This is a genomic window from Lolliginicoccus lacisalsi (assembly GCF_014841105.1).
Taxonomy (GTDB): domain Bacteria; phylum Actinomycetota; class Actinomycetes; order Mycobacteriales; family Mycobacteriaceae; genus Lolliginicoccus; species Lolliginicoccus lacisalsi.
In genome coordinates this window covers 166,152-192,042 of sequence record NZ_JACYWE010000008.1, presented here as the reverse complement: position 1 = coordinate 192,042, position 25,891 = coordinate 166,152, and the positions used below count along the sequence as shown (strand labels likewise).

Here is a 25,891-nt window from a genome sequence, read left to right as displayed (position 1 = left end):
CGATAGAAATCGGCCCGGGTTCTGGGCGGTTTCTATCGCGTTTGCCTCCTCGCGGGGCGGGTGCCCTCCTCGCGGGGCGGATGCACGGCGCAGACCGCAGCGAGCTACCTCCAATGTCGGGCTCCTGCGCGGTGGGCGTCGTGCTGCTTCCCGCCGCCAACATCGGCCAGGTCAAACGCTCACAGGTGGGTGCAGGAACTAGCGCTGTTTCTGCGGGAAACGATGCCTGAGCAGTAGGTGAGGCGACCGGATGTGCCTCGCTCTAGGGTCTTCTAGGTTTTCTAGGCGAGACCTCGTGGTGCCGGTTGGCTGCGGAGCTGTGCGGCACTGTGGGCATCGATGAGTCGCGTCTACCCTTCGGCGAGACTGAGGGCCATGTTGTGGAGCAGGCCGAGCCTCGCGGCTCGTTCGCACGCCCGTGAACTGTAACGAATCACTGGCGGTACTCCGCCGGTGTGATCGTGAACAGGTATTCCCAGATCTGCTGATCATCCTCGGTTGAGGGGGCTAGCACGTCAGCGGAACCGTCCGTTGCGATGATGAATCCGTAGTCTGTGCCGAACCACTGCTCCGAGGGGCCTCCAATTTCGGCAGCTCGGCGGTGCCTTCCTGGACGCCTCCACGAAGTCGTCACGCCGACACCCGCAACAACCCGATGGGGCATCCGTCCTGGGTAAAGTACTTCGCGACAGCGATTTCCAATTGATTTGCTGAATTCATTCGTAGCAGGATCGAGGAATTCCCATGTGCAGGTGCTTTGGTCGACGAGCATATCAAGGGCTGCCGACCAATCGCCTGCGAACGTGATTTGCGCGATCGAATCGAGCAACCGCATGATCTCGTTAGGCGTCTCAGGAGCGCACAACATTGTCACCGGCTCGAAAGTCGACTGGCCAGGAAGTTTTCGAGCGATGGCGATGCGACTATCCCGGTTGCGTCGCCACAGCGGCTCAATCTCGCTGTGCCTTCCATCCGGGGCCGAGTGCTCGGCGGGCAGCCATGGCGGGATCCAGCAATGGTCGCAGGCCATGCACAACCATTGGTCATCAGATTTGCGCTGCGTGCGGAAGGCAGCACAACGTGGGCACTGGGGCTCCGAAGCGGTGACGGGCTCGGTGTCGCGATCGGTCGCATCGGTGCAGTTGGCACAGATCAGGACAACAGAGTCGGGCTTGTTCGCAGGCATGGAGCCGATGCCTGGATCGTTGGGGTTGACCCGCTGCAAGCAAGATATGCAGATGGGATTCGCCGCACGGCGGCGGTCACGCAGGCCTGGATGGCGAGCACGTGCCTCATCGAGCGAGCCGCGCAATCGGAGGGGAGAGCGACGCTCCACCACTCGTCGGGGCGAAGGAGCCGTGCGCCGAACAGGGGCCACGGCTGGAAGTGGTGCAAGAAGGTCATCCTCAACAACGATTCCCGCGCTCAGGCGCAGGGCTTTGATGCGCTCGACGAGACGTGGGCGCTCGGCCCAGAACGGCGGGATTTGCTGGAGTCCAAGCGGGACGTCGAGCGCAAAACCGGACTCCGGATCGATCGGACCGATAGCGGAACCGGGCCATTTGTCAGATGGAAGGCGCATCACAATCTTTCACGTACCTCTCTACGGCGTTACCGCTATGATTGCACGGGGCACCGACAAGAAATCGGTTGCTTATCAGCGGATTGAAGGGAGCGACGGGTGGCGAATCCACCAGGGGTTGTCTGTTTTGAGGGCGAGTGGGAAGGCTTCGAAAGCCCGGTGACCATCAGGCCTAGCCTCGAGCTGCTGGAGAATCTCAACGCGATCCGGTTTGTTCATCGCAACGCAACGACGAAGGACGAGCTACGACATAATCTTGACCGCTGGCTTAGCAGTCGCAAGCAGGGTTATGACTTCTGCTACCTCGCTTATCATGGTTCGCCGGGCGAGCTTGACCTTGTGAACTCTGAACGGGCGGATGAAGACATGGAGGGGCTGGCCCTAGAGGACCTGGCCGACATGCTTGGCACGCGGGCCGAGGGGAAAATCCTCCATTTCGGCTCTTGCGCTGTTCTCTCGGTCCCGGATGATCGGTTGGTTGATTTCTGTCGCCGTACTAAGGTTCGTGCGATCAGTGGGTATACCCGACAGATCGATTGGGTCGATAGCGCGGCTTTCGAGATCATTGCCATCGAGACGCTGTGCACCGCGAAGAAGCTCAGGCCCGCGTACAACAGGCTGTACGGGGATCATCCCGTGCTCGCCAAGCGGCTAGGTTTCAAGATGGCCACCGCGAAGTGGGTCGACGACCACTGATCTCGTCTAGTGGTGTGCCTGGAGCGCCACCCCTCTCACCAAAAGCACCGGAAACCGTCAAACGCGATAGAAATCGGCCCGGGTTCTGGGCGGTTTCTATCGCGTTTGCCTCCTCGCGGGGCGGCGCCGCACCCGCCTACGCCCACAGCCCAGCGTGCATCTCCCACGCCAGGACCTCAGCACCATCCTCGCCAGCCGTGAGGCTCCCACCAGCGCCGGTGAGCCGCACGGAGTCCCCGGCCCGCAGCTCGATCTCGCCGCCGAGACGATCGCCGCCAGAAAGCTCGCCGGAAGCCCCGCCGTCGCCGGAAGCCCCGCCGTCGCCGGAAGCCCCGCCGTCGCCAGCGGAAGCCCCGCCGCTGCCGGAAGCCCCGCCGCTGCCGGAATCGCCAGCAACTGCCTCCACTCGCAGCGCGATGGTGCCGCGCACGACGTGCAGATGGACCCACGGGGCGGACGGCAGGTCGAGGGTGGTGCCCGCACGAGGGCGCGCGGCGTGCAGGGCGGCGTGTGTGTTGCGGAGCGAGACGGCTGCGGTTGCGTCGTGCTTGGCCATCCCGGAGGCGAGGACCATCCAGTTTCCGGAATCGATCTCCGTGGAGACATCGGCTTGCGCGTAGTCCGGGGCAGCACCGGTGCTGCTGGGTGTCACTGTCATCTGCAGGAACCGGACGCTGGCACCAGGCAGGACGCTGGCACCCTGCGAGGCAGTGGCACCGGGGTCGGGGTCGTTGCGCTCCGAGTGCTCGATGCCACTGCCCGCGCTGAGCCTTTGCACCTGGCCGGGCCTGATAATGCCGACGTTTCCGCTGGTGTCGCGGTGCACGAGGCTGCCCTCGAGCACCCAGGTGATGATCTCGCTGTCGCGGTGCGGGTGCAGGTCGAAGCCGGTGCCGGGCGCGAGGGTCTCGTCGTTGTGGATGAGCAGGCAGCCGTGGTGGGTGTTGGCGGGATCGTAGTGCGGGCCGAAGGAGAAGCTGTACCAGGCGTCGGACCAGGCGGTGCTGGTGTGGAACCGCTCCTCGGCGCGAACGATGCGAGCCGCGAGCGAGGGCCGGGGCATGGATGGCCGGGGCGATGAAGGGGACATGTCAGGCATTCCGTTCGCGTGCGTTCTGGGGGCGCGCCCGCTGCGCCACCACCCCTCGGGGCATCCGGTGCCTACAATCGAGCCCGTGGAGCATTCGGAGTCATCTTTCAATGGCGCGCAGGGAACACAGATTGTCTACCAGGTATGGAAGCCTGACGCTGACCCCACCGCGGTGGTGGTCATCGCGCATGGGCTAGGCGAGCATGCCCGCCGCTACGCGGATGTTGCGGCGGAGCTCACCGCTCGTGGCATCGCGGTGTACGCCCTCGACCATCGCGGCCACGGCCGGTCGGCGGGCCGCCGATTGGCGCTGCGGCATTGGCACGACTTCCTCGAGGATCTCGGCACGATGCTGGAAATCGCCCGCGATGCGGTGCCGGACGTGCCGCTGATCCTCCTCGGCCACAGCATGGGCGGCGCGATCGCCTTGACCTACGCTCTTGATCGTCCCCGTGACCTCGATGCGCTGGTGCTGTCCGCGCCCGCGGTGACCCTCGGCACCGGAACGCCCAAGGTTGTCATTGCGGTCGGAAAGGTGCTCGGGCGGTTCCTTCCGTGGGTGCCGGTGGAGAAGATCGATCCCGCGTCGGTTTCCCGCGATCCTGAGGTGGTGGAGCGCTACAAGGCGGACCCGTTGGTGCACCACGGCATGATCCCGGCCGGCATTGCCCGCCAACTGGTGCTGACGATGGAATCCCTGCCCGGGCGCATCCCGGCGCTGCGCGTGCCGACGCTCGTCCTGCATGGCAGTGCCGACCAGCTCACGGACGTCGCGGGCAGCCGCATGATCCCGGATCTAGTGACCAGTGCCGAATGCACCATGCATGTGTATGACGGGCTCTATCACGAGTTGTTCAACGAGCCGGAGCGCCAGCAGGTGCTCGGGGACCTGCTGGACTGGCTCGCCCCGCGCCTTGCCGGAGCGAGCACGAAGTAGGCGACTATGCCTGCGGGCGTTCCCGCAGCAGCGCCTGCACCTCGTCGCTGTGCGCGAACGGGCCGAACAGCCGCTCGACAATGCTCGTGAGCATGCCGTTGGTGGCGGTGAGCTCAAGGATCGGGGGGGCGAAGCGCAGCGCCTCCTCGATCATGTCGTCGCGGCTCACGCCGACCTCGTCGAGCAGCTCCGCGAGTGTCACGGGGGAGTACTTCTCGAAGAAGTACTCCACGCCCTCGCTGACGATGTTCCGGAAATGGGTGGTCTGGCGGAAATCGCGCCAGAACTCGAAGCCCAGGATGAGGAAGTCCTCGATGTCGTCGGGGTTGACCGCGGCGATCACCGATCCCACGGGGTCGCTGGAGTGCTCGTCCCACAGCTCGAGGATCGCCTCCACCAGGGGCTCGTTGTCGGTGAGGGCGCCGTCCACGTTCTGGCGGGAGATCAGCCGCTGGGCGGTCCGCTCGGCGAGCTCCCGGATGGCGATCTCGAGGGAGTGGCCCGCCCGGGGCACGATCCTCGAGCTGATCCGTTCGGTGACTTCCAGTAGCAGTCCCAGGCCCGGTACCGCACGGACGGCGTCATGCTGCCGCTGCAGCTTCCCCGCAGCCGAACGGTAGAGCAAGAATGACACCCAACGAGCTGTCACGGGGCTGCCGACGATCTCCTCGAGGAGCCGGCGGAACGCCGGTAGGCTCGTGACCTTCTCGGCGAGCCCCGCGAAATGCTCATCATCAACGACATCGCTGATGGGGGCATCGTCGGTGACGAGGGTGCGGGCGTGCACGCGACGCGCGATCTCCCCCGAGAGCTCCGGGATCGCTCCCTCGATGCGCCACTCGGAGGCATACTTCAGCGCCACCCCGGTCACCTGCTCGGCGGTCATCACGTCCCCGAGAGTCAGCCTCGCCGCAGCGTCGAGCGCGTGATCGACCTCCTGGTGCACGAGCTCGACGAAGCGATCGCCGGTCACTTGCTCGGTGACGTACCGCGCGAACGCTTCGACGAGCAGATCGGGGCTGGACGAGGATGGGGTCGCTTCGGGGGTAGCCACGTCCCCAAGGATAGGGTGCCCCCGGACCTGGTGCTTGCCTGGGATTCGGGTAAGAATCACGCCGCTGACTACGCATCGTTGAAACGGACAGGCACAATCGGGTCTGTGTGCCCCGCAGCCCCACCCCCAGCGCGACGCCGCTACCGCGGTGCGGTGGCGATGGCGCTCGCGGGAATGCTGGGCGCGGTGATGCTCACCGCCTGCGAGGCAGACACCGCAGGGGCACCCTCGCCCTTGCCGGTGATCAAGGATTTCACCGCGGCTCTGGCTGCTGGGGATCTCGATGCCGCGGCGAGCCTCACCACCGAGCCATCGCGGGCAGGCGATGGGCTGGCAGCGATCTTCGGCGCGCTCTCTGGCAATGGCGCGGAGTTCGCTGTGCAGGGTCTCTCCGTGGACGGCGACGAGGCGAGCTTCACCCTGGGCGCGGCCTGGGACCTGGGCGACAGCGCCTACGGTCCACGCAGGTGGGTGTTCTCCACGACGGGGATCGCCGCGCAGACCAGTGCTGGCTGGCGGATCGAGTGGCGCCCCGACGTCATCATCCCGGGGATGACCGACCACCACACGGTGCGCCTGCTGCCCGAGCCCCCGCCACCCACGGAGGTTCTCGACCGCAACGGCGTTCCGCTGCTCGCGCAGGCCGTCGTGCACGTGGTCACCGTGGATCCCGGCAGGGCATCGAGCAGCGGGGCTCTCGCCGAGGAGCTCGCGGAGCTGATCTCCCCGGTGGATCCGCGGATCACCCCCGCGACCCTTCTGCTCGCGATCAACGCGGGGCAGGGCCAGGGGGTGCCCGTCGTCGAGCTGCGCGACGAGGACTACCAGCCCATCGCCGAGCGCCTCGCCAGCATGAGTGGCGTATCGGTGCAGCAGCGTCGCGGCATCCTCACCGCGCGCGATGACCTTGCGTCGCCGTTGTTCGCGCAACTGCGCGCGGAATGGCAGCATCGCCAGGACGTCTCGGCGGGGTGGAGCGTCGAGCTCGTCGGCCGCGATGGGGACGTGACAGTGCTCGAGCAGGCCCCTGGGATCCCGCTGCCGGACATCACCACCGAGCTTGATCTGGAGGTGCAGCTCGCCGCCCAGGAGGCTGTCGCCTCGGTCACCGACAGCCCCGCCATGATCGTCGCGCTGAAATCCAGCACGGGGGCTGTCCTGTCGGTCGCGCAAAACCCTGCTGCCGACGCTATCGGTCCCATCGCGCTCGCCGGCCTGTACGAGCCTGGCCCCGTGTTCGCGATGGTCGCTGCGATCGCGGCTCTCGAGAATGGCCAGGTCACCAATGGCTCGACGGTTTCCTGCCCGCCCGATGGGCTGTACGGCGATCGATATGTCGCCAACCCCGGACTTCTCGACCTCGCCGACTCGACATTTTCTGAGGCATTCGCGCGATCCTGCGCCACCACCATCGCGGGCCTCGCCACCGGCATGGCCAACAGCGACCTGCAAGACACTGCCTCGCGGCTCGGCCTCGGGCGCGACTTCTCCGTGCCCGGGATGACCACGGTGACCGGCGCCATCCCGGAGCCAGGATCCGCCGCTGACCGGGTAGCTACGGCGCTCGGTGGTGGCGGTGCCATGGTCTCGCCGTTCAGCATGGCGTTGATGGCGGCGACGATCGCGCGCGGCACCACGCCGGAACCGATGCTCCTGCGCGACCGCCCCACCGCGACGGACGAGTCCGTGGGCGGAATCGCCTATCCGGTGCTGCGTGATGCGCAACGCCTCATGCGGGGAGTCATTGAATCGGGCGCTGCGCAGAGCCTCGCGGGATTCCGCGGGCTCATCGGCGCGACCGGCGCCGCCCAGGATGAGGCTGGCGAGGGCATCAACGACTGGTTCATCGGCGTGGATGGCAATCTGGCGTTCGCCGTCCTCGTGACCGATCCGTCGACCACCGATGCCGTCACGGTGGCGGGCCGGTTCCTGGACCCGCTGGTGGACCGAGCGTCCGTCAGCAGCGGCGGGGCCTCCAGCGGCGTGGCCCCCACCGAAGGGGCGTCCATCGAGGAAGTGCCGATCGCGGAAACCAAGAACTAGCCGCGGGACCGCGTGGATCTATGCCGCGGGGCGGGGCGCTCGGCCCGGGCGCAGTCGCAGGAAGATGCGCGCGATCAGCCGCCATCCCAGCAGCAGGCCCGCAGTGATGATCGCTGCGGTCAGCACGAATGGCCATGCGATCCCGGTCGCGGTGAGCAAGCGGAGGATCACGCCACCGAGCATGGTCCAGGCCCACACGGCGACACCAGCTGGGAACACCTTGGTCACCTCCGCCGAATCCAGCGCGCGCAGCACGGTGACCCATCCCGCGCCCAGGCCAAGGAGGAACGGCCAGGCCGTCTCCAGCACGCCACCGGGGGTCGCGACCTCGCCGTGGGTGATGCGACCAGCCGTGGCGAAGGCAAGGATCGCGACAACATCAACGACGATGGCGGCAGTAACAACGCGAGGGGAATGCACGCCGCCAGAGTAGCCGTTGCGCCCGATCGGGGACCAGTCCGTCGCAAGCCCGGCCGACCAGGGCGCGCGTCCCCGCTAGCGTGGCACCGCGAGCCGGGTCGGGGTGGGGCGGCCACGCAGGGTCACCGCCGAGGCTGGTTGCCAGCGCGCGGCCTCCGCGGCATCGGCCTGCCGCACCACCTTGTAGGCCGCGAGGACCCGACCGTTCCAGGACTTCGCGAGGTCGGTGAGCCGGGCCGCCTCGTTCACGGGATCACCGATCACGGTGTACTCGAGGCGATTGCGGGCACCGACGTTGCCCGCGACGGCCTTGCCGACGGAGACGCCGATCCCGAAGTTCAGCTTCGTCGTCGCGGGTATCCGGGATCGCAGCTCGCGGGCGGCAGCGAGCGCGGCACCGGCGTGGTTCGCGCGCGCGACCGGCGCTCCGAACACCGCGAGCACCGCATCGCCAGTGAACTTGTTGACCATGCCACCGTGGACATGCACGGTATCGACAACGACCTCGAAGAACTCGTTGAGCATCGCGGTGACCCGGTGCGGCGGCCACGTCTCGATCAAGCGCGTCGAGCCGACCAGGTCGACGAACATGACCGACACCTCGCGCAGCTCCCCGCCGAGCGAGCCGCCGCGCTGGAGGACCTCCTGGACGACGTCCTCGCCGACGCGCGCGCCGAACAGCTCCGAGATGCGTTGCCGCTCGGCCAGCCCCCGCACCATCTGGTTGAAGCCATACTGCAGGCGGCCGATCTCCGAGCCGTCGTAGATGGGCACCGAGATGTCGTAGCGACCGGCCTGCACCTGGGTCATCGCGCCGCACACCTGCTTGATGGGGTCCGCGATGGACCGTGCGACGACGGCCATGCCGAAGACACCCACCACGATCGTGAGGACCCCAAGGATCACCACGGCTGACGCGGTCTGCTCGGTGTCGGGCAGGAAGGACGAGAAGAACCGGAAAGACACGACGAGAGCGATCCACACGAGGGGGATCGCGGCGGTGACGAGCCACATCATCATCAGGCGCAGCGCGACGGTCGTGGCGGAGCGCGAGTCCACGCTGCGTCCGCTCATGGCGTCGGCGATGGTGCGGCGCAGGATCCTCTCCGCGACGAAGTAGCTGATCGCGCAGCAGATGATGCCGTTGGACACGAAGGTGGAGAACACCATCGCCACGAGTTGCGGGCTGCCGGTCCGGATGACGCTGACGCTGAACATGATGCCGACCGCGAACCAGAGGATGCCGATCAGTCCGGTCTGGCGGGCTGGGGCGCTGACGATCAGCTCGTACTGGCGCGCCGAGGGTATGCCGCCATGCTTCATCCAGAAGAAGATGGGCCGCCCATGCCAGATCGAGATGGCGCATGCCACCGCGACGGCGAGGGGGATGGAGGTGACGAGCAGCATCGTGTTCGAGGCCCGGATGTCCGGGGTGACATCCGCATTGGCGGGCAGCGGGATGATGTAGCGCAGCAACGCGAAGCTGACCACGACCCCCACGACGTTGGTGACGGTCAGGGCTGTGCCGTAGGCGATGGTAACGGGCTTGAGAAGCTGGTTGAGGATGTCGACGAACTGCTGGGTGACGGGCCTGCGCCCGTTCTTGGGCAGGCTCATTCCGGCACCTCGTCGGGCGGGACGGGCTCGGCGACCCGCTCATCGCCGATGGTCACGAACGACCAGTTCGGTGCCTGGCGCGGGGCGGCGAGCAGGGTCACTGCGCTCGCGACCACGCGGCCCGGGCGCTTCTTGGCCACGTCGCTAAGGCTGGCGGCGGTGATCACCGGGCCGCCGAGGATGGTGTACTCGAACCGGCTGCTCGCGCCGATGTTGCCAGCCAGCGCGGTACCGGTGGCGACGCCGATGCCGAAGTCCAGCGCGATGCGGCCGCGCAGGGATTTCTGCAGGGCAAGGGCGCACGCGAGCGCCTCGTGCTCGGGCTCGCTGAGGGATATCGGCGCGCCGAAGACAGCGATCGCGGCATCCCCCTCGAACTTGGTGACGAACCCACCATGCTCGGTGACCTCGTCGACCACATGCTCGAAGAACTCGTTCAAGGCGCCCACCACCGCCTCGGGCGAATGGGTGGTCGCCATCGTCGTGGAGCCCACGAGGTCGATGACGAGCGCTGTCACGGTCACCAGCGAGCCGCCCCGGTTGTTGCCCTGCTCCATCGCGGACCGCGCGATCTCCTCGCCGACGTGCTTGACGAACAGCTCCGAGAGCCGCTGGCGCTCGGACAGCCCGAGCACCATGCGGTTGAAGCCGGTCTGCAGCTCGCCGATCTCCGAGCCGTCGTACACATTGACCCGGACTCCAAGGTCCCCTTCCTCCACCCGGGACATCCCGTTGCTCACTTGCCGGAGCGGGTCGGAGATCGACCGGGACACGGCCACGATCCCGATCATGCCGATCACCATCGCGATGGCCACCTGCACGAGCACGGCGAGGTTGAGGCCGGGGTTGACGGGGCCATCCTGGTCAACGATCTGCGATAGCGAGACCAGCACGATCCCGAAGGTCGGTATCGCGGTGGTCAGTCCCCAGATCAGCAGCACGCGGGCGCCGACGCCGGGGGCGTGGATCTGCTCGGGGGTCTCCACCGACATGGCGATGGCGGTCAGGGGACGCAGGATGCGCTCACCGAGGACGTAGTTGAGCGCCGTGGATACCGCGCCCGCCATGGAGATGGTGATGATGATCAGGATGATCAGCTGGGTCGAGCCGACGCGCACGTTGATCAGCGTGAAGCCGATCACCGCGATCCCCCAGGTGAGGGCCTCGACTGCTACCTGCCGGGTGGTCTGGCGCAGCGCGACGCGTGCCTCGCGCGGGCGGGGCAGCCCGCCACGCGCCAGCCACTCGAGGTTCGGCCAGCTCAGCCGCAAGTGGACCAATGGCGCGGTGATCGCGACGATGCCGCCGCCGATGACCGACCAGGCGACGTTGCGCTCCCAGATCCCGCGGGGGTCCGGGAGGGTGGGAATGGGAATCACCGAGCCGATCAGGACCAGGGCTGTCATGGCCGCGATGAGCGAGACCATGAGCACGCTGAGGATGTAGGTCAGCACGATGGGGTGCGCGAGCTGGCGGAGCACATCTAGTCGGTTCATGAGCGCGACGGTCTCCTCACCGGCTCACGCCCCTTCGCGATCGTGCGGGTGCCGCGCCACGGTGCCGGGCAGCTCGCTCGCGCCGACGGCACCGGGCTGCGCCGAGGAGTGCCCGCCGCCCGCCACCGCGCGGGCATCACCGGCCCGGCCGGAGCGGAACACCAGCAGGAACACGATCCATCCGGCGATGTTCAGCAGCACCAGCGTGACCAGCCGGTAGACGAACACCGCGGCGAGCGCCTGGGAGGCGGGCAGCCCGGCGGAGACCGTCAGAGCGACGACCAGCGTCGCGTCCACGGTTCCGATGCCGCCCGGCGCGAGCGGTACCGACGCCACGGCCTTCGAGGCGGTGAACGCGATGATCACGCCCGCGAGGCGCGGATCCGCACCCACGGCCAGGCAGGCGAACCAGAGGCAGGCCACATCGGTGCTGCGATGCACGATCGACCACCAGAACGTGCGGGCGGCATCCCCCGGGCGCAGCCGCACTGCCTCGATCTGGTCGAGTACTGCCCGCACCCGATCGATATCCTGGCGCGGTGGCCTGCGCCGCGCTCGGTTGACCAGCCCGACCCCCCAGCGCCCCACCGACTCGAGCCGCTGAGGGTTGCGCTGCGCGATCCGCAGCACCAGGACCAGGACGAGCATGCCCAGCAAGGACATGCTGAGCGTGACCGGGCTGATGCTGTTGCCCACCGCGATGGCGCCGATCGTCCCGACGATCGCGAGCGTCGCCGTGGCGATCACCCCGGCCATGGCGAGCTGCCAGGTAGCGACGACGTGCGTGGCGCCCCAGCGGCGGGTCTGCCGGTAGGTGAAGGCCGCGGAGAACACCTGGCCCGCGGGCAGGGTGAGGGTCATCGAGGTCGATGCGTAGAGCACCGCCTCGGAGCGTCGCTGCGAGACCTCGACCCCGCCGGCGTGCAGCAGCACGCGCTGTACGCCCCCGAACCCCGTCATCGACAGCGCGATCGCGGCGATGCACGCGGCGAACCACCCGATGTGCAGCTCGCGGATCGCTCGCACCGAATCGGAGAAAGTCGGCCACAGCACCACCCCCTGCACGATGAGCAGTCCCGCGAGCACCAGGGCCGCGACGACCCGCCACCGCCGGAAGCGACCGCGCTTGCCCCGCACGGCAACGTCCGCGCGAGGAACCGTGGCCCCCTCGGGTTGCTGCGCGGACGATGTCACGTCGCCAGAGTATCGACTCGCGTGCCCCCACGTGGCGTAGGTGGAGGTTTGTCATCCCGATTCGGAGCTGGACGGATAAGCGTTGCCCGGCGGCGTGCTGCCCTGGGCGCGCGGCCAGGCAAGCTGCGTCAGCTTGATGCGCCCGCGCAGCGCCACGAGCTCGCCGAGCTCCCAGCGCTCCTGCTCTTCCTCGCTGGCGAAGTACACGGTGTGGCTGGACGCCAGCACGCTGCCCGGGCGCTTCTTCGCGAGCTCGGTGAGCCGGGCCGCCTCATTGACCGGATCGCCGATCACGGTGTATTCGAACCGCTCCACCGAGCCGATATTGCCGGCCACCACCGTGCCCGACGACACGCCGATGCCGATCCGCACATCGGGCAGGGCCTCGAGCTCGGCGCATAGCTCGCGCGCCGCCGACAATGCCGCGGTGGGCGCGTCCGCCCGGTAGAGGGGCGCGCCGAACACCGCGAGCGCCTCATCGCCGACGAACTTGTTGACGAAGCCGCCGTGGCGCTTGATCACGCCGATCACGATGTTGAAGAACTGGTTGAGCATCGCCACCACTTCGGCGGGCTGCATCGTCGCGACGATGCGCGTGGAGCCGACCATGTCCACGAACAGCACCGCCACGAAGCGCGTCTCGCCGCCGAGCTCGGTGCCAAACTTCAATGCCTGCCGGGCAACATCCTCGCCCACGTGCTGGCCGAATAGCTGGCGCAGCACGCGACGCTCGGCGGAATCGGCCATCATGCGGTTGAAGCCGACCTGAAGCAGCCCCACCTCGCTGCCGTCGTACACCTCGACCTGCACGTCGTCGCCACGATGAACGTCAGTGACCGAGCGCGTGAGCTCCCGCAAGGGGATGGAGACCTGGCCGGAGAGCAACGCCGTGGTGATCATCGCCGCCACCATCATCACGATCGCCACGATCAGCACCGACCATGCGAACGAGCGCGGCGCGTACATGTGCGGCGTGGCCAGCTGGGTGATGCACAGAGCCGCGATGCCCACGGCGGGCATCAGGGTGCCGGTGAGCCAGCCGAGGGTCATGCGCAGCCGCACGCTCGGTACCATCCGCCGGTCTGGCACGCCCATCGACAGGGCGCGCGCGGCGATCGGCCGGATCAGCTGCTCGCCGATCAGGTAGGACAGCCCGAACACCACGATGCCGGCGAGCAGCACGGTTCCTCCTGCCGCTCCCGCGAGCTCGGGCATCTCCTGCATGATCAGCACGACGAACAACGTCCCGCCCACCAACCACAGCACCAGGTGGACCAGCGCCTGGATGAGTGGGCCGCGCATCGCGACGAGCTGCTCGCGACGAGTCGGGGGACCGCCGCGCACGTACCAGCGCAGGATGATGCGCAGGATGATGATGGCGCCGCCGAGGATCACCACCCCGCTCAGGCCGAGGTAGGCGGAGAGGACGAGCTGGCTCGCCTCGCCCTGGACGATGAGGCCGGGCCCGGGCGAGGTAGGCAGCCCATAGCGGATGAACGCGAGCACGAAGAGCGCGCCCATGAAGTTGAACGCGAGCATGAAAAGCACAAACAGCGCCCAGCGGATGCTGAGCGTCCGCGACAGCGAACCCGGGATGAGCTTCACCGGTCTTACGGTACTGCCCGCGCGAGAACGCCGGCATCGGTTGCGCCGCGATGCCGGCTTGAGAGAATACTGAGGGGCCAGCGGCCGGGAGGCCGGCAACAGCCGAAAGGGCGTATCCAGCGTGGATGAGAAGGACTTGCGGGTGTCCGATGCCGAGCGCGAGCACATCGGGCAGATCCTCCAGCGCGCGGTCGGGCAGGGCTACATCTCGATCGCGGAATTCGGCGAGCGGATGGACCAGGCCATGGTGGCGCGCACCAGGGGCGAGCTCAATGCCGTCGTCGTCGATCTGCCGGGAGCACGGCTGCGGCCTGACGCGCGCGATCCGATGCCGGGACCGCCAGCAGCACGGCCTGCCCCGATCGACCCGTACCACCCGGGAGGCGAGGCGGCCCCGCACAGCGTGCTGCTGCGTGAACGCTTCGGCACGCTCACGCGGAAGGGACGATGGACCGTTCCGGGCTGGATCGAGCTTCGCACGCTCTGCAGCGATGTCACCCTGGACTTCACCAACGCCCACCTCACGAGCCCCGTCGTGCACATCAGCATCGATGACAAGGCATCAACGATCGTGCTCATCGTCGACGCGCACACCACCGTTGACACGAGCGCGGTAGAGACCATCGCCGGCACGGTGACCACCCGTGTCGGGCCATCGGCAGCAGCGCCACGGCTCGCGATCACCGTCAGCGGCAAGCTCTGGTTCGGCACGCTGAAGGTCCGGCACCCGTTCGGCACCTCCCTGCGCAGGATGCTCGACTCCTAGCTGCCCCGCGGCTGCCTGGCCTAGCGCCACAGTCCTCTCACGGCATGCCCGTCACCGACGCCAGGGCCATGAACGCGAGCAGCCCGCCAGCCGTGTTGGCCACCACATTGATCCCAGCGATGCCCCGCGCGCGGTGCTCGGCGAGCCGCACCGTGTCGAGCGCGAACGTCGAGTAGGTGGTCAGCGCGCCGCACAGGCCCACGCCCACCAGCAGCGCGAGCTCACCGGGCAGCGCGAGTCCTGTCACCGCACCGAGCAGCCCGCACCCGGCGACATTCACCGCCAGCGTGCCCCAGGGGAACGCTCCGTCATGGAACGTGCTGATCCACCGATCAGCGAGATACCGCAGGGGAGCGCCCACCGCGGCGCCGATGACGACCAGCAGCCAGTCCATCATCGTGGTTGCCCGTCATTGGACCGCGCGAGCACGAGGCGGGCGGCGCGCGTTCCAGCCCAAGCCGCTGCCAGCGCGGCGAGCAGAGTGAGGACGAGGTACGTCCCGCCGAGCATGATGCTGCCACCGGAGAGCAGGCCCTCCGCCTCGCCCGCGTACGCCGAGAACGTGGTGTATCCGCCGAGGAAGCCCGTGCCGAGAAATGGCCGGGCGAGCGGGGGAGCGGTCAGCGCCTCGGTGAGCACGACGATCAGCGCCCCGATGGCGAGGCAGCCGGAAACATTGACCAGCAACGTCGCCCAGGGGAATCCACCGGCATGCGGCAGGAGCAGCGACAGCCCATGCCGGGAGGCTGCGCCCAGCGCGCCGCCCAGGGACACCACCGCGATGGCTGGCCCCTGCCCGGCGAGGACGGTCGCGGCGCGCGCCATGCCCGGGGCTAGCCGACGCGGTCCGGCACGGGGCCAGCCGTCGCGGAATCACCGACGGGCTCGGCATCGTCATGGCCGAGCTCATCGGCGAGCTCATGCTCCTGCAGGCCGATGCGCCGCTGGATGCGCTTCATCCATTCCGGCGCCCACCAGCACTCGTCGCCCAGCATCGCCATCACCGCGGGGACGAGGAGCATGCGGATCACGGTCGCGTCGATGATGAGGGCAGCAATCATGCCGAACGCGATGTACTTCATCATCGCGATCTCCGAGAGGCTGAACGCGCCGGTCACCACGATCAGGATCAGTGCCGCGGCCGTGATGATGTGACCTGTCTGCGCGGTTCCCATCCGGATGGCCTCGGTGGGGGACGCGCCACGCGCCCTCGCCTCGCCCATGCGGGAGACGAGGAACACCTCGTAGTCGGTGGAGAGGCCATAGATGATCGCGATGATCAGCACCACCACCGCGGCCATCAGCGGGCCCGGGGTGAAGTCGAGCAGCCCGGCGCCGTGGCCCTCGACGAAGATCCAGGTGAGGATGCCGAGGGTGGAGCCCAGGCTCATGCCGGTCATGGCCACCGCCTTGATGGGCATGGTGAGGGAGCCGAACGCGAGGAACATCAGCAGCGTCGTGAAGACGATGACCATCACCGCCATGTACGGGAACGTCTCGACCATCGCATCGATGCTGTCGCGCTCGATGGCTGGCCCGCCACCGACAAGCACCTCGGTGCCGTCGGGGACGTCCATCGCGCGCAGTTGCTCGATCGAGGTGGCGGACTCGGCCTCGTCGACCAGCCCGGCGCTGAGCATCACGGCGTTGCTATTGCGCTGCTCGAGGGTGAACGGGCCGGTGAAGCCCTCGACCGCGTTGGCCTGCCGCAGCACCTGCCCGGTGGCGGAGAGGTCGCCGGTGATGACGACCTGCACCGGCTTCGTGCGGAACTCGGGGAACTGCTCGTCGAACTGCTGCTGCGCCTGCCGGGTCTCGTTGGCTGGCGGGAGGTATTTTTCTGACAACCCACCGAACGCGATGTTGTTGATCGGGATGATCAGCAGGAGCAGGCCCACGACCACGGGGATGGCGACGCGCATGGGCCGCTTGATCGACCAGTTCGCGACCCGTCCCCAGAACGTGTGCTGCATCTCCCCGGCGGGCAGCGTCGGGCGCATGCGGGCGAACCCGAGCGCATCGATGCGGCGCCCCAGGATCGACAGCATCGCTGGCAGCAGGGTCACCGCGAGCAGCGCCGCGATGGTCACGGCCGCGATCGCGCCATACGCGACGGACTTGAGGAAGCCCTGCGGGAACACCAGCAGTCCGCCGAGGCTGATCGCGATGATCGTCGCGGAGAACACCACGGTGCGGCCCGCGGTAGCCACGGTTCTTCGGACAGCATCCCGCACGTCGTAACCTTCCGCGAGCTCCTCCCGGTAGCGGCTCACCACGAACAATCCATAGTCGATGGCGAGACCGAGACCGATCAGGGAGATCACGGACTGCGCGAACACGTTGACCTCGACCACGCTGGTCAGCAGGCGCGTCACGCCCCAGGCCCCGGCCACGGTGAGCACCCCGGTGATCACCGGCAGGGCCGCGGCGACGACGCCGCGGAAGATGAGGAACAGCAGCACGGCGACGGCGGGGAGCGCGATCAGCTCCATCCGCTTGATGTCGTCCTCCATGCCCTTGCTCAGCGCGTTGGCCACCGGCTGCAGCCCAGCGAGCTCCACATCCAGGCTGGTATCGAGCAGTTGCGGCTCGATCGCCTGGTAGTTCGCGAGCACCTCGGTGTCGTTGGCGCCGAGCAGGCCAACGCTGGCGATCGCATGCTGGCGGTCGCGGGTAGCCATGACACTGAAGCCGGAGGTCCAGTAGGACTCGACGAAGTGCACCTCGTCCGGATTGCGCTCGCGCACCCCGGCGAGCAGTTCCTCGGCCTCCGCGGCGAACGCGGGATCGTCGACAGTGCTTCCCTCGGGGGCGGTGAAGAGCACGACGATGTCGCCGCGATTGTCGCGGCCGAAGTTCTCGTTGACGATGCGGGCGGCGGCGACGGACTCGCTGCCCGGATCATCCCAGCCGCTCTGCGACAGGCGATCTCCCAGCCCGAGGCCGTAGGCGCCAGCGGCGAGCAGGAGCCCAACCATCACGGCGAGGACGGTGAACCGCGCGGTGTAGACGAACTGGCCCGCCTTCGCGAACAATGTGTACTCCTTCGAACGAGCTATCCCTCTGCCGCGGCAGCCACGACCTCCAACAGTGGCAGAACGTGGGGCGGATGTCAGCGTATGGTGAGCAACGCCGCAAGCGGCCGGAACGGCTGCAGCCAGGCGCCCTCGTCGGGCAGCGACTCCAGGCTGACCCGGGGCAACGGCTCGCGGAAGACCCCGGTGATGTCCTCGAGGTCCACGAACTGCAGGAGCGTCGAGGACACGGCCCAGCTCGCGTGCTCGCGGAACCCGATGACCTGCACGGGCACGTCGTCCTCGGCGAGCTCCTCGAGCGGCTCCCGGAACGCCTGCCCATCCGCGGACGCGACCATGAGGCCGGCGAGGCCGTCGGTGGCATGGCGCATCTCGATGTGATCCAGCATGTCCGCATCGACATCGCTGTCATCGTCGATCTTGGGCTTGGCGAACACCGCGAAACCAACGTTGCGCAGTGCCTCGACCCAGGGGCGCACCACATCGGCGCTGCCGGGAGCGATGTTGGTGAAGACGGTCGCCTCGGGCTCGAGCGAGCCGGCGGGGGCCCCGGTGCTGCGCTCGATCTCGGCGGTGCGCTGCAGCAACCATCGGCCGAGGGCATCGAAGCGCGGGCGGTACGCGGCCGTGGGGCGGCCACCGAGGATCGCGCCGAGCCCCATATCGAGGTTGGGCGCGTCCCAGACGAGGAGCACGCGCCGACGACGGCCGCCCCCGCTCGGGCCGGCAGGGCCGCCCGCGTGGCTGGCAGTGTCGTCGTTGCTGAGGCTCATCGTGGAAGCTTCCCCCATGCGAAGTCGGATATGGAGTTACCGATGCGGGCCGCCCGGCCCTCGAACTTGGTCTCCAGGCGGACACTGCTCATCGGCCACGGCCACGTGACCGGGCCGAGCAGCGGCTCAGCGTTGCCGGATTCCTCGATGAACTCAGCGTACTCGGAATGATCGGTCGCGACGTGAACGCCCCCGCCCGGTCGCAGCCGCGTCGCCATGAGGTGGAACATCGCTGTCGTGAGCAGCCGGCGCTTGTGGTGGCGCTTCTTCGGCCACGGATCGGGGAAGAACACCCGGAAGCCGTCGACCGAGCCCGGCCCGAGCATGTCCTCGAGGATCGACACGGCATCGCCGCGCAGCACCCGGATGTTGCTGATGCCGTTGTCCTCGATGAGCTGTAGCAGCTTGGCGAGGCCCGGCTTGTACACATCGATGGCGACGAGGTTGATGCCCGGCTCGGCGAGAGCCATGTCGGCGGTCGCGGTGCCCGTGCCGCAGCCGATCTCCACCACGAGCGGGGCTTCCCTGCCGAACCATTCGCTGGCGTCGAGCGGGGCGTCGCTGGCATCGCGGCCCAGGATGCCCCACTGCCGGTCCCACACATCCTGGCGGGTTGGCTTGAGCACCCCGGTGCGGGTGCGGCAGCTGGTGATCCGTGGGTGGGCGGGCGCGTCGCCCTGACCGCCAGCCGGGCTGGCGGCGCTATCGCCGGAACCGGTGGCGGGCTCGGGCGTGGACGGGGACTGCTGGGGGCGTGAATCACTCGGCACGTGCCTATCGTCCCTGATGCGACTGGAAACACCACCATGGGGGCTGCCGCGCCCGAAGTGTTTGGCGTAGCCAGGAGCGCCCGGCCACACTAGGACCGGGGAGATCGCTCGAGGGGGGACGACATGGGGGAGCAGCAGATCGCGCCTTGCGCTGGACTGGTCCAGGTCATTGGCACGCCCGGTTCCGGGGTGTCCACGCTGGCCGCGGAGATCCGCGCCTGGTGGCCGGGCGAATCACCAGCCGGAGGGCGGTGGCTCGAGGTGCGCGAGGGCCAGATCACCATCGCGGGCACGATCGAGTGGGAGGGCACTCCGCCAGCGTCGCGCGGGGTGGTGGTGCACGTCCTCGGCCAGCGTTCGCGGCGGGAGGACCGTGCCGCGCTCGCCGCGCTGACGACCGATGATCACTCGGGGAGCCTGGGAGGCCGCAGCGAGCAACCCCGCAGCGAGCAGCCCCGCAGCGAGGAGCCCCGCTCCAGGGTCATCGCCGTGCGCGCGCGAGCCGACCTGTGGTGGCCCCCGCGCCGCCCATCGCACGGCGATTCGCGGGTTTCGGCGCGTCATCACGCTAGTTCGGCCGATGGTGATCCCACAATGGACGTGGTTGCCCTCAGCGCGCTCCACGCCCGGGCGCCGCGCGTGCTCACACTCGCTGACCTCGGGTCACTGCGGGCGCTCGCCAGCGCATCGGCGCACGGCACGGAGGCGTACTGGCTCGCCGGCGACTTGTTCGCCCGGGGAGCAACCGCTATCGAGCCCGAGCAGCGGCAGCGCCTGCTGCAGGTCCTCGACCTGACGGGCATCAGGATCGCGGTGGATGCGCTGCGGGCGAACCAGTCCCTGGCGCTCGACGATATTGGAGGGCTGATGCAGCAACACAGCGGGATCGGTGCACTGCGGGAGCGGCTCGCGCACGCCCTATGGACCCAATCGGCCGAGCGTGCCGGGAACGCGCGTCTCGGTGGCACCGAGGCCGCCGCGCCATTGCGCGGCCTGCCGTGGGAACCGCTGGCAGGGGACGAGGACCAGGCCACGCTGATCGAGCGCGCCGCGCGATCGCGAGCCCGTTCGCGTGCCGCGACGAGCCCGCGCGCGGCCCGGGCGGCCCTCGCCGAGTACCAGCACATGGTGCGGATCGCGCAGGGATGCGCGCAGTGAGCACCAACGAGGCCGTCCGCGCCGCCATCCAGGACAATGTAGCCGCGCGCATGCTCGCCGATGACCTCCATCGCACGCTCGCCACGCATGAGCCGGAATCCGCGGCCGAGCTCTCGGGACTGCGCTCCATCCGCGCCCCCCGCACCCGCGAAGTCATCGACGTGGTGGTGATCGGCGCGGGGGAACCGGGGCGCGGCGGCCTCATCGAGGCTCTCAACGCCACGGATGTGACCGGCAGCGTGCGCTACGTCGAGCGGGAGCTCGAGCCAGGCTACGAGGATGGCGTGACCATCCCGGTGGCGCTGATGGTGTTCGATGCCGCCGGGCCCATCGGTAGCACCGAGCTCGCCGAGCTGCGCTCCCTCGCGCACAGCGTTGACCAGGTCGTCTTCGCTATCACCAAGACCGATATGCACACCAACTGGCGGCAGGTCCGTGACCGTGACGCCCAGCTGCTCTCGATCCACACGCCGCGCTTCACCGGCGCGGAGATCCATCCCGTGGCCACCCCGCTCGTGCACGCCGCCAACGACCGTCGCGACACCGATCCCGAGGCCGCCCGCTCGCTCGCTGACTCCGCCGGGATCGATGCGCTGCATGCCGCTGTGCTCGACAGCCTCCCTGCCCCCCGGACCGACTACGTCGCTCGCAACGTGCTGTGGTCGATGGTGGGGGCGCTGCAGGACGCGCAGGCCGCGCGCCAGCGCATCGGCCGCGATATCCAGAACAATCCCGAGATCAATCGGCTGCACCGGGTGCGCGCCGAGCTGCTGCGCACCCGCGGCGCGGGCCGCACCGAGGACCTGACCACCGTGCGCGCCGACATCCAGCGGGCCCGCGTGGACCTCGGGCACGAGGTCACCGGATGGTCCAGCAGCACCGCCGCCCTCGCGCGCAACGAGATCGATGCCCTCGACGGTCGCGCGCTCGCCGACTACCCCGCCCGCATCAGGCAGCTCGTGCGAGCCGGGCGGGACCAGAACGAGGCCCGGATCACCGAGCACGCGACCGAGCTGTTCACCACCCGCTCGCTGCCCGTGCCCGCACCGGTTACCGGCAGCACGCCGCGGCCGGACGCGGAGGCGGCCAGCGACCAGGCGACCGCCGGGGCCCCGGACATCATGCCCCGCCGCGGCCCCGAGGATTACGTCATCGCGGTGCTCGGCGCCTCGGCCGGGCTCGGGCTCGGCCGGCTCTTCCTCGGGCCGCTCGCCCTCATGCCCGTGATCGACATGATCGCGATCCCGCTGACGCTCCTGCTTGGCGTGGTCGTGGCCCTCTGGATGCTGCGCGTGCGCCGGCAGGTCGTCGCCCGCGGCCGCTTGCGCGAATGGACGGCCACCCAGATCAGCCAAGCGCGGGCACTGATGGAGCGGGAGGTCGCCAACCGGCTCGTCACTGCCGAGCAGCACCTCGTCACCGCCACCAACGAGACGCATGACCGCAGGATCGCCGGTACCGATGAGAACATCGCCGATCACGAGGCGAGCCTGCGGATGCTCACCGCGCGCCGGGACGACCGGCTCGCCGAGCTGACCGGCGAGATCAACGATATGAACCGGGCCATCGACCGCGCCGTAGCGTTCCTGCGCGGCCCCGATGAGCAAGCGGAACAGGCCGGATAGCCCTAACGTGGGGTTGGTGAAGACCCGCACCTTGCTCGTGCTCGGAGCCAATGGCGATCTCGCCAACCGGCTGCTCCTGCCCGGCCTGCGCAGCCTGCTCGACGCCGAGCCTGATCTTGATGTGCGCCTGATCGGGGCGGGCCGCAAGGATATCCCGCACGCGGACTGGAAGCGTGCCCTCGAGAAGACCCTGCGCATCGATGACAGGCCCGCCAGCGACAGTGCCAAAGCCCGGCTGCGCGGGGTCATCGATAGCTCCCGCTACCTGCAGGCCGATGTCGGTGACCCAGCCGCGCTGCGCGAGCTCATCGGGGCCTGCCCCACCGCGCCAGCGGTGTACTTCGCGCTGCCACCGGCCGTGGCGATCGCTGCCTGCGAGGCCATGCGCGGGATCGAGCTGCCGACCGGCACGGTGCTGGCCCTGGAGAAGCCGTTCGGCACAAGCGTGGCGACCGCGCGGCAGCTCAACGACCTGCTGGCCACTCTGGTCCCGGAGCAGCAGGTGTACCGGGTCGATCACTTCCTGGGCAAGTCCACGGTGCTCAACCTGCTCGGCCTGCGGTTCGCCAATCGCATCTTCGAGCCGGTGTGGAACAGCACCTCGGTCGATCACGTCGAGATCGTCTATGACGAGAAGCTCGGGCTCGAGGAGCGCGCGGGCTACTACGACCATGCTGGCGCGCTGACCGACATGATCCAGAGCCACTTGCTGCTCGTGCTCGCGCTGGTGTGCATCGAGCCCCCGGCCGGTCTCGATGCCGAGGACCTGCGCGGTGAGATGGCCCAGGTGCTGCGGGCCACCCGGCCCTACGGCGGCGATCCCGCTGCGGCATCGCGCCGGGCCCGGTATACCGCCGGAAGCATCGAGGGGCGCGAGTTCCCCAGCTATGCCGACGAGGACGGGATCGATCCCGCGCGGGGGACCGAGACGCTCGCGGAGGTGACCGTGGGCGTGGAGAACTGGCGGTGGTCCGGGGTGCCATTCACCCTGCGCTCCGGCAAGGCCCTCGGTGATGCGCGCAAGGAGATCATCATCACCTTCAAGCCCGTGCCGCACCTGCCCACCGGATTCCTGGGCTGCGCGTCGCCGCCCCGGCTGCGGATCATCCTGGGCCCGGACTGCCTGCACCTCGATCTGAACATCAATGGGGCCGGGGATCCCTTCACGCTCGAGCCCGTTACCCTCTCGGCCCGTTTCGCGGAAGGCGACATGACGCCTTATGGCGAGGTCCTCGACGGCATCCTCGACGGGGATCCCCTGTTGTCGATCCGCGGCGATGTGGCCGAGCAGTGCTGGCGCATCATCGAGCCGGTGCAGCAGGCATGGCGCAAGGGTGCCGTGCCGCTCGAGGAGTATCCGGCAGGCACCCCTGGCCCGGCGGGGTGGGGCGCGCGCTGATTTCCCAGGGGTTCCTGTTCCCTGGGATTTCCGCGACGGCGGGGAACCAACGAGGGGGCCTCGCGCGTCCAAGCCAGTGCGGGAGGTCCCAGGGCGGGAGGTCCCCGCGCGATGAGGAGGGCAAGCACCATGTGGACACCGGATGAGCTCGCGGGCGGGGGGTGCCTTGGCGATCTGCTGGGGGAGCGGGACGGGCGGGCCGGCGTGTCGCCGGAGCTGTGCAGGCCGGAGCTGCTGAACCCCTCGCTGGACCTCAATGGTGATGGAATCCACGACAGCGCTCGCTTGCTCGTGGGCGAAAGCGTGATCGTGGCCACGGATTACTCCGCGGATGGGTACATTGACACCGTTGCCAGCTTCGATGCTGACGGCACGTACACGGTGTGGAATGTGACGAAACCGGCAGCTAGTGAAGGTGAACAGTGGCAGATCAACGATGAGGGGCTGCTAGCCTAGGGGCGAAGTGCTGCATTGGTGCTCGACCGTGAGCGCGCGGTGGGCCGGTGCTGCGGATCCGCTCTCACAAAGGGCTGGCTGGGTTCGTTGCGGTGGTTCCATGCGGCACTCGCAGTGGCCAGAGGCGCACAACCCCTCGCGTCGGCGCTAACCTGTTTATTAGGACACCAGGTGTTTGCATTTTCGGTCGACCGGAATCAGCATGTGCTTCCGGTTGTTCGTAGCAGTGCAGGCACCGAACTGAGTGGATGCGGCAACGCTCGCCCATCCCGGCCGCCCGGCCCGGGATCACGAGCCGCGACCGGTCCCCTACCAGGAGAGGCTGATGACAGCAGCGACCATTCCAGGGCTGAACGGAACGGGCGACACGGTTCCGACGAAGCATGCAGAACTTCTCGCATGGGTGCAAGAAGTCGCCGAGCTCACCCAGCCGGATCGCGTCGTGTTCGCCGACGGTTCCGATGCAGAGTGGGAGCGCCTCACCGATCAGCTGGTCGAGGCCGGGACCTTCACTCGTCTCAACGACGAGAAGCTGCCCAACTCGTTCCTGGCACAGTCCGATCCGTCCGATGTTGCCCGTGTGGAATCGCGCACCTACATCTGTAGCGAGCGCGAGGAGGACGCCGGGCCCACCAACAACTGGATGGCGCCCGACGAGATGCGCCGCACCATGACCGAGCTCTACCGCGGCTGCATGCGCGGCCGCACCCTGTTCGTGGTGCCCTTCTGCATGGGCCCGCTGGGCTCCGATGATCCCAAGCTCGGCGTGGAGCTCACCGATTCCGAGTACGTCGTGGTCTCGATGCGCGTGATGACCCGCATGGGCAGTGCCGTCCTCGACCTCCTCGGCGAGGACCGCCCCTTCGTCAAGGCGCTGCACTCGGTGGGCGCGCCCCTCGAGCCGGGCCAGGACGACGTGCCGTGGCCCTGCAACGACACCAAGTACATCACGCACTTCCCCGAGGCCCGCGAGATCTGGTCCTTCGGTTCCGGCTACGGCGGCAACGCGCTGCTCGGCAAGAAGTGCTACGCGCTGCGCATCGCCTCCGCCATGGCACACGACGAGGGCTGGCTGGCCGAGCACATGCTCATCCTCAAGCTCATCTCGCCCGAGGACAAGGTCTACTACATCGCGGCAGCGTTCCCGAGCGCGTGCGGCAAGACCAACCTCGCGATGATCCATCCGACAGTGCCCGGCTGGCGCGCCGAGACGCTCGGCGACGACATCGCCTGGATGCGATTCGGCGAGGACGGGCGGCTCTACGCCGTCAACCCCGAGTTCGGATTCTTCGGCGTGGCACCGGGCACCAACTGGAGCTCCAACCCCACCGCCATGAAGACCATCGAGGCCGGCAACACCGTCTTCACCAACGTCGCCATGACCGATGATGGCGGAGCATGGTGGGAGGACCTCGAGAACCAGCCCGAGCACCTCATTGACTGGCTCGGCCAGGACTGGACCCCGGACTCGGGCCGCAAGGCCGCGCACCCCAACTCGCGGTACTGCACCCCCATGTCGCAGTGCCCGACCCCCGCTCCCGAGTGGGACGATCCGCAGGGCGTCCCGATCTCCGCGATCCTCTTCGGAGGCCGCCGCAAGAACACGGTGCCGCTGGTCAACCAGTCCTTCAGCTGGCAGCACGGAACGTTCATGGGGGCGACGATGTCCTCCGAGCAGACCGCGGCGGCCGAGGGCCAGGTCGGTTCCGTCCGGCGCGACCCCATGGCCATGATCCCGTTCCTCGGCTACCACGTAGGTGACTACCTGCAGCACTGGATCAACATCGGCAAGAACTCCGACGAGGCCCAGCTGCCGAAGATCTTCTACGTCAACTGGTTCCGCCGCGGCGACGACAAGCGCTTCCTCTGGCCAGGATTCGGTGAGAACAGCCGCGTGCTGAAGTGGATCGTCGAGCGCATCGAGGGCACCGCGGACGCGCAGGCAACCCCGATCGGGTACGTGCCCACTGCCGCCGACATCGACCTCGACGGCCTCGATGCCGACCGCAACGACGTCGACGAATCGCTCGCGGTCAATGTGGATGACTGGAAGGCCGAGATCCCGATGATCGAGGAATGGCTGCAGTTCGTCGGTGACAAGCTGCCCAGCGGCATCCGCGACGAGTTCGAGGCACTCAAGGAGCGCCTCGACAGCTAAGCGGCGCGCGCATCATG

22 protein-coding genes are annotated in these 25,891 nt (G+C 68.3%); 9 read left to right on the top strand and 13 right to left on the bottom strand.

Going from position 1 to position 25,891, the window contains the following annotated elements; genetic code table 11:
* Window positions 1-433: 433 nt before the first annotated feature.
* Window positions 434-1,585 (bottom strand): hypothetical protein, encoded by a 1,152-nt coding sequence (locus HT102_RS13535; RefSeq protein ID WP_225443664.1) that lies wholly within the window; start codon window positions 1,583-1,585, stop codon window positions 434-436.
* Window positions 1,586-1,681: 96 nt separating this feature from the next.
* Between HT102_RS13535 and HT102_RS13530 the strand changes: the two genes are divergently transcribed.
* A complete protein-coding gene (locus tag HT102_RS13530) occupies window positions 1,682-2,278 on the top strand; it encodes a DUF6642 family protein (protein ID WP_192039957.1) in 597 nt (198 codons plus the stop codon).
* Between the two features lie 136 nt (window positions 2,279-2,414).
* On the opposite strand, the gene HT102_RS13525 is transcribed toward HT102_RS13530, so the two are convergent.
* Window positions 2,415-3,368 carry a pirin family protein gene (locus HT102_RS13525; RefSeq protein ID WP_192039956.1) on the bottom strand — a complete coding sequence of 318 codons (954 nt, stop codon included), beginning with the start codon at window positions 3,366-3,368 and terminating at the stop codon, window positions 2,415-2,417.
* A gap of 85 nt (window positions 3,369-3,453) precedes the next feature.
* Here HT102_RS13525 and HT102_RS13520 point away from each other — a divergent pair, with 85 nt between their 5' ends.
* Complete coding sequence (locus HT102_RS13520) at window positions 3,454-4,305, top strand: alpha/beta hydrolase (protein WP_333473450.1); 852 nt, start codon at window positions 3,454-3,456, stop codon at window positions 4,303-4,305.
* Between the two features lie 4 nt (window positions 4,306-4,309).
* Here HT102_RS13520 and HT102_RS13515 read toward each other — a convergent pair whose 3' ends face one another.
* Complete coding sequence (locus HT102_RS13515) at window positions 4,310-5,359, bottom strand: hypothetical protein (RefSeq protein ID WP_192039954.1); 1,050 nt, start codon at window positions 5,357-5,359, stop codon at window positions 4,310-4,312.
* A 105-nt stretch (window positions 5,360-5,464) separates the two neighbouring features.
* On the opposite strand from HT102_RS13515, the gene HT102_RS13510 reads away from it, so the two are divergent.
* A complete protein-coding gene (locus HT102_RS13510; protein WP_192039953.1) occupies window positions 5,465-7,402 on the top strand; it encodes a penicillin-binding transpeptidase domain-containing protein in 1,938 nt (645 codons plus the stop codon).
* 18 nt (window positions 7,403-7,420) lie between these two features.
* Here the strand turns inward: HT102_RS13510 and HT102_RS13505 are convergent, their stop codons facing one another.
* The 5 genes from HT102_RS13505 to HT102_RS13485 form a co-directional block, all read right to left on the bottom strand.
* Window positions 7,421-7,822 (bottom strand): DUF3054 domain-containing protein, encoded by a 402-nt coding sequence (locus HT102_RS13505; RefSeq protein ID WP_192039952.1) that lies wholly within the window; start codon window positions 7,820-7,822, stop codon window positions 7,421-7,423.
* A gap of 75 nt (window positions 7,823-7,897) precedes the next feature.
* Window positions 7,898-9,439 (bottom strand): adenylate/guanylate cyclase domain-containing protein, encoded by a 1,542-nt coding sequence (locus HT102_RS13500; protein ID WP_192039951.1) that lies wholly within the window; start codon window positions 9,437-9,439, stop codon window positions 7,898-7,900.
* Window positions 9,436-10,935, bottom strand: coding sequence for an adenylate/guanylate cyclase domain-containing protein (locus HT102_RS13495; protein ID WP_192039950.1), 1,500 nt, complete (start codon window positions 10,933-10,935; stop codon window positions 9,436-9,438). The genes HT102_RS13500 and HT102_RS13495 overlap by 4 nt, the downstream gene beginning before the upstream one ends.
* Window positions 10,936-10,959: 24 nt before the next feature.
* On the bottom strand, window positions 10,960-12,129 hold the full coding sequence (locus HT102_RS13490; protein WP_192039949.1) for a lysylphosphatidylglycerol synthase transmembrane domain-containing protein: 1,170 nt from the start codon (window positions 12,127-12,129) through the stop codon (window positions 10,960-10,962).
* Between the two features lie 51 nt (window positions 12,130-12,180).
* A complete protein-coding gene (locus HT102_RS13485) occupies window positions 12,181-13,668 on the bottom strand; it encodes an adenylate/guanylate cyclase domain-containing protein (protein ID WP_192039987.1) in 1,488 nt (495 codons plus the stop codon).
* A 187-nt stretch (window positions 13,669-13,855) separates the two neighbouring features.
* On the opposite strand from HT102_RS13485, the gene HT102_RS13480 reads away from it, so the two are divergent.
* On the top strand, window positions 13,856-14,500 hold the full coding sequence (locus HT102_RS13480; protein ID WP_192039948.1) for a DUF1707 SHOCT-like domain-containing protein: 645 nt from the start codon (window positions 13,856-13,858) through the stop codon (window positions 14,498-14,500).
* A 37-nt stretch (window positions 14,501-14,537) separates the two neighbouring features.
* Here the strand turns inward: HT102_RS13480 and HT102_RS13475 are convergent, their stop codons facing one another.
* The 5 genes from HT102_RS13475 to trmB form a co-directional block, all read right to left on the bottom strand.
* Window positions 14,538-14,897: a fluoride efflux transporter FluC gene (locus tag HT102_RS13475; RefSeq protein ID WP_225443663.1), complete on the bottom strand. Its 360-nt coding sequence runs from the start codon at window positions 14,895-14,897 to the stop codon at window positions 14,538-14,540.
* Window positions 14,894-15,325, bottom strand: coding sequence for a fluoride efflux transporter FluC (locus tag HT102_RS13470; protein WP_192039947.1), 432 nt, complete (start codon window positions 15,323-15,325; stop codon window positions 14,894-14,896). Before HT102_RS13470 ends, HT102_RS13475 begins: the two co-directional genes overlap by 4 nt.
* A gap of 8 nt (window positions 15,326-15,333) precedes the next feature.
* Window positions 15,334-17,535, bottom strand: a complete 2,202-nt coding sequence (locus HT102_RS13465) for an MMPL family transporter (protein ID WP_192039946.1) — start codon at window positions 17,533-17,535, stop codon at window positions 15,334-15,336.
* A 77-nt stretch (window positions 17,536-17,612) separates the two neighbouring features.
* Window positions 17,613-18,308 (bottom strand): NYN domain-containing protein, encoded by a 696-nt coding sequence (locus tag HT102_RS13460; protein ID WP_225443662.1) that lies wholly within the window; start codon window positions 18,306-18,308, stop codon window positions 17,613-17,615.
* Entirely contained in the window at window positions 18,305-19,096 is a 792-nt protein-coding gene (gene trmB / locus HT102_RS13455; RefSeq protein ID WP_408611364.1) for a tRNA (guanosine(46)-N7)-methyltransferase TrmB, read from the bottom strand. The genes HT102_RS13460 and trmB overlap by 4 nt, the downstream gene beginning before the upstream one ends.
* A gap of 105 nt (window positions 19,097-19,201) precedes the next feature.
* On the opposite strand from trmB, the gene HT102_RS13450 reads away from it, so the two are divergent.
* The 5 genes from HT102_RS13450 (at window position 19,202) to HT102_RS13430 (ending at window position 25,874) form a co-directional block, all read left to right on the top strand.
* The gene (locus tag HT102_RS13450) at window positions 19,202-20,236 is read left to right on the top strand and encodes a hypothetical protein (RefSeq protein WP_192039943.1); all 1,035 of its coding nucleotides are present in this window, start codon (window positions 19,202-19,204) and stop codon (window positions 20,234-20,236) included.
* On the top strand, window positions 20,233-21,861 hold the full coding sequence (locus HT102_RS13445) for a hypothetical protein (RefSeq protein WP_192039942.1): 1,629 nt from the start codon (window positions 20,233-20,235) through the stop codon (window positions 21,859-21,861). The genes HT102_RS13450 and HT102_RS13445 overlap by 4 nt, the downstream gene beginning before the upstream one ends.
* Window positions 21,862-21,877: 16 nt before the next feature.
* On the top strand, window positions 21,878-23,260 hold the full coding sequence (locus HT102_RS13440) for a glucose-6-phosphate dehydrogenase (protein WP_333473449.1): 1,383 nt from the start codon (window positions 21,878-21,880) through the stop codon (window positions 23,258-23,260).
* A gap of 129 nt (window positions 23,261-23,389) precedes the next feature.
* Window positions 23,390-23,716 carry a DUF6802 family protein gene (locus tag HT102_RS13435; protein ID WP_192039940.1) on the top strand — a complete coding sequence of 109 codons (327 nt, stop codon included), beginning with the start codon at window positions 23,390-23,392 and terminating at the stop codon, window positions 23,714-23,716.
* Between the two features lie 325 nt (window positions 23,717-24,041).
* Window positions 24,042-25,874 carry a phosphoenolpyruvate carboxykinase (GTP) gene (locus HT102_RS13430; RefSeq protein ID WP_192039939.1) on the top strand — a complete coding sequence of 611 codons (1,833 nt, stop codon included), beginning with the start codon at window positions 24,042-24,044 and terminating at the stop codon, window positions 25,872-25,874.
* Window positions 25,875-25,891 lie beyond the last annotated feature (17 nt).

Bases quoted from the DNA above. Each gene is read 5' to 3' on its own strand.
- HT102_RS13525 (WP_192039956.1), bottom strand. From the start codon at position 3,368: ATGTCCCCTTCATCGCCCCGGCCATCCATGCCCCGGCCCTCGCTCGCG.
- HT102_RS13500 (WP_192039951.1), bottom strand. From the start codon at position 9,439: ATGAGCCTGCCCAAGAACGGGCGCAGGCCCGTCACCCAGCAGTTCGTC.
- HT102_RS13495 (WP_192039950.1), bottom strand. From the start codon at position 10,935: ATGAACCGACTAGATGTGCTCCGCCAGCTCGCGCACCCCATCGTGCTG.
- HT102_RS13485 (WP_192039987.1), bottom strand. From the start codon at position 13,668: ATGCTCGCGTTCAACTTCATGGGCGCGCTCTTCGTGCTCGCGTTCATC.
- HT102_RS13475 (WP_225443663.1), bottom strand. From the start codon at position 14,897: ATGATGGACTGGCTGCTGGTCGTCATCGGCGCCGCGGTGGGCGCTCCC.
- HT102_RS13470 (WP_192039947.1), bottom strand. From the start codon at position 15,325: ATGGCGCGCGCCGCGACCGTCCTCGCCGGGCAGGGGCCAGCCATCGCG.
- HT102_RS13460 (WP_225443662.1), bottom strand. From the start codon at position 18,308: ATGAGCCTCAGCAACGACGACACTGCCAGCCACGCGGGCGGCCCTGCC.
- HT102_RS13450 (WP_192039943.1), top strand. From the start codon at position 19,202: ATGGGGGAGCAGCAGATCGCGCCTTGCGCTGGACTGGTCCAGGTCATT.
- HT102_RS13435 (WP_192039940.1), top strand. From the start codon at position 23,390: ATGTGGACACCGGATGAGCTCGCGGGCGGGGGGTGCCTTGGCGATCTG.
- HT102_RS13430 (WP_192039939.1), top strand. From the start codon at position 24,042: ATGACAGCAGCGACCATTCCAGGGCTGAACGGAACGGGCGACACGGTT.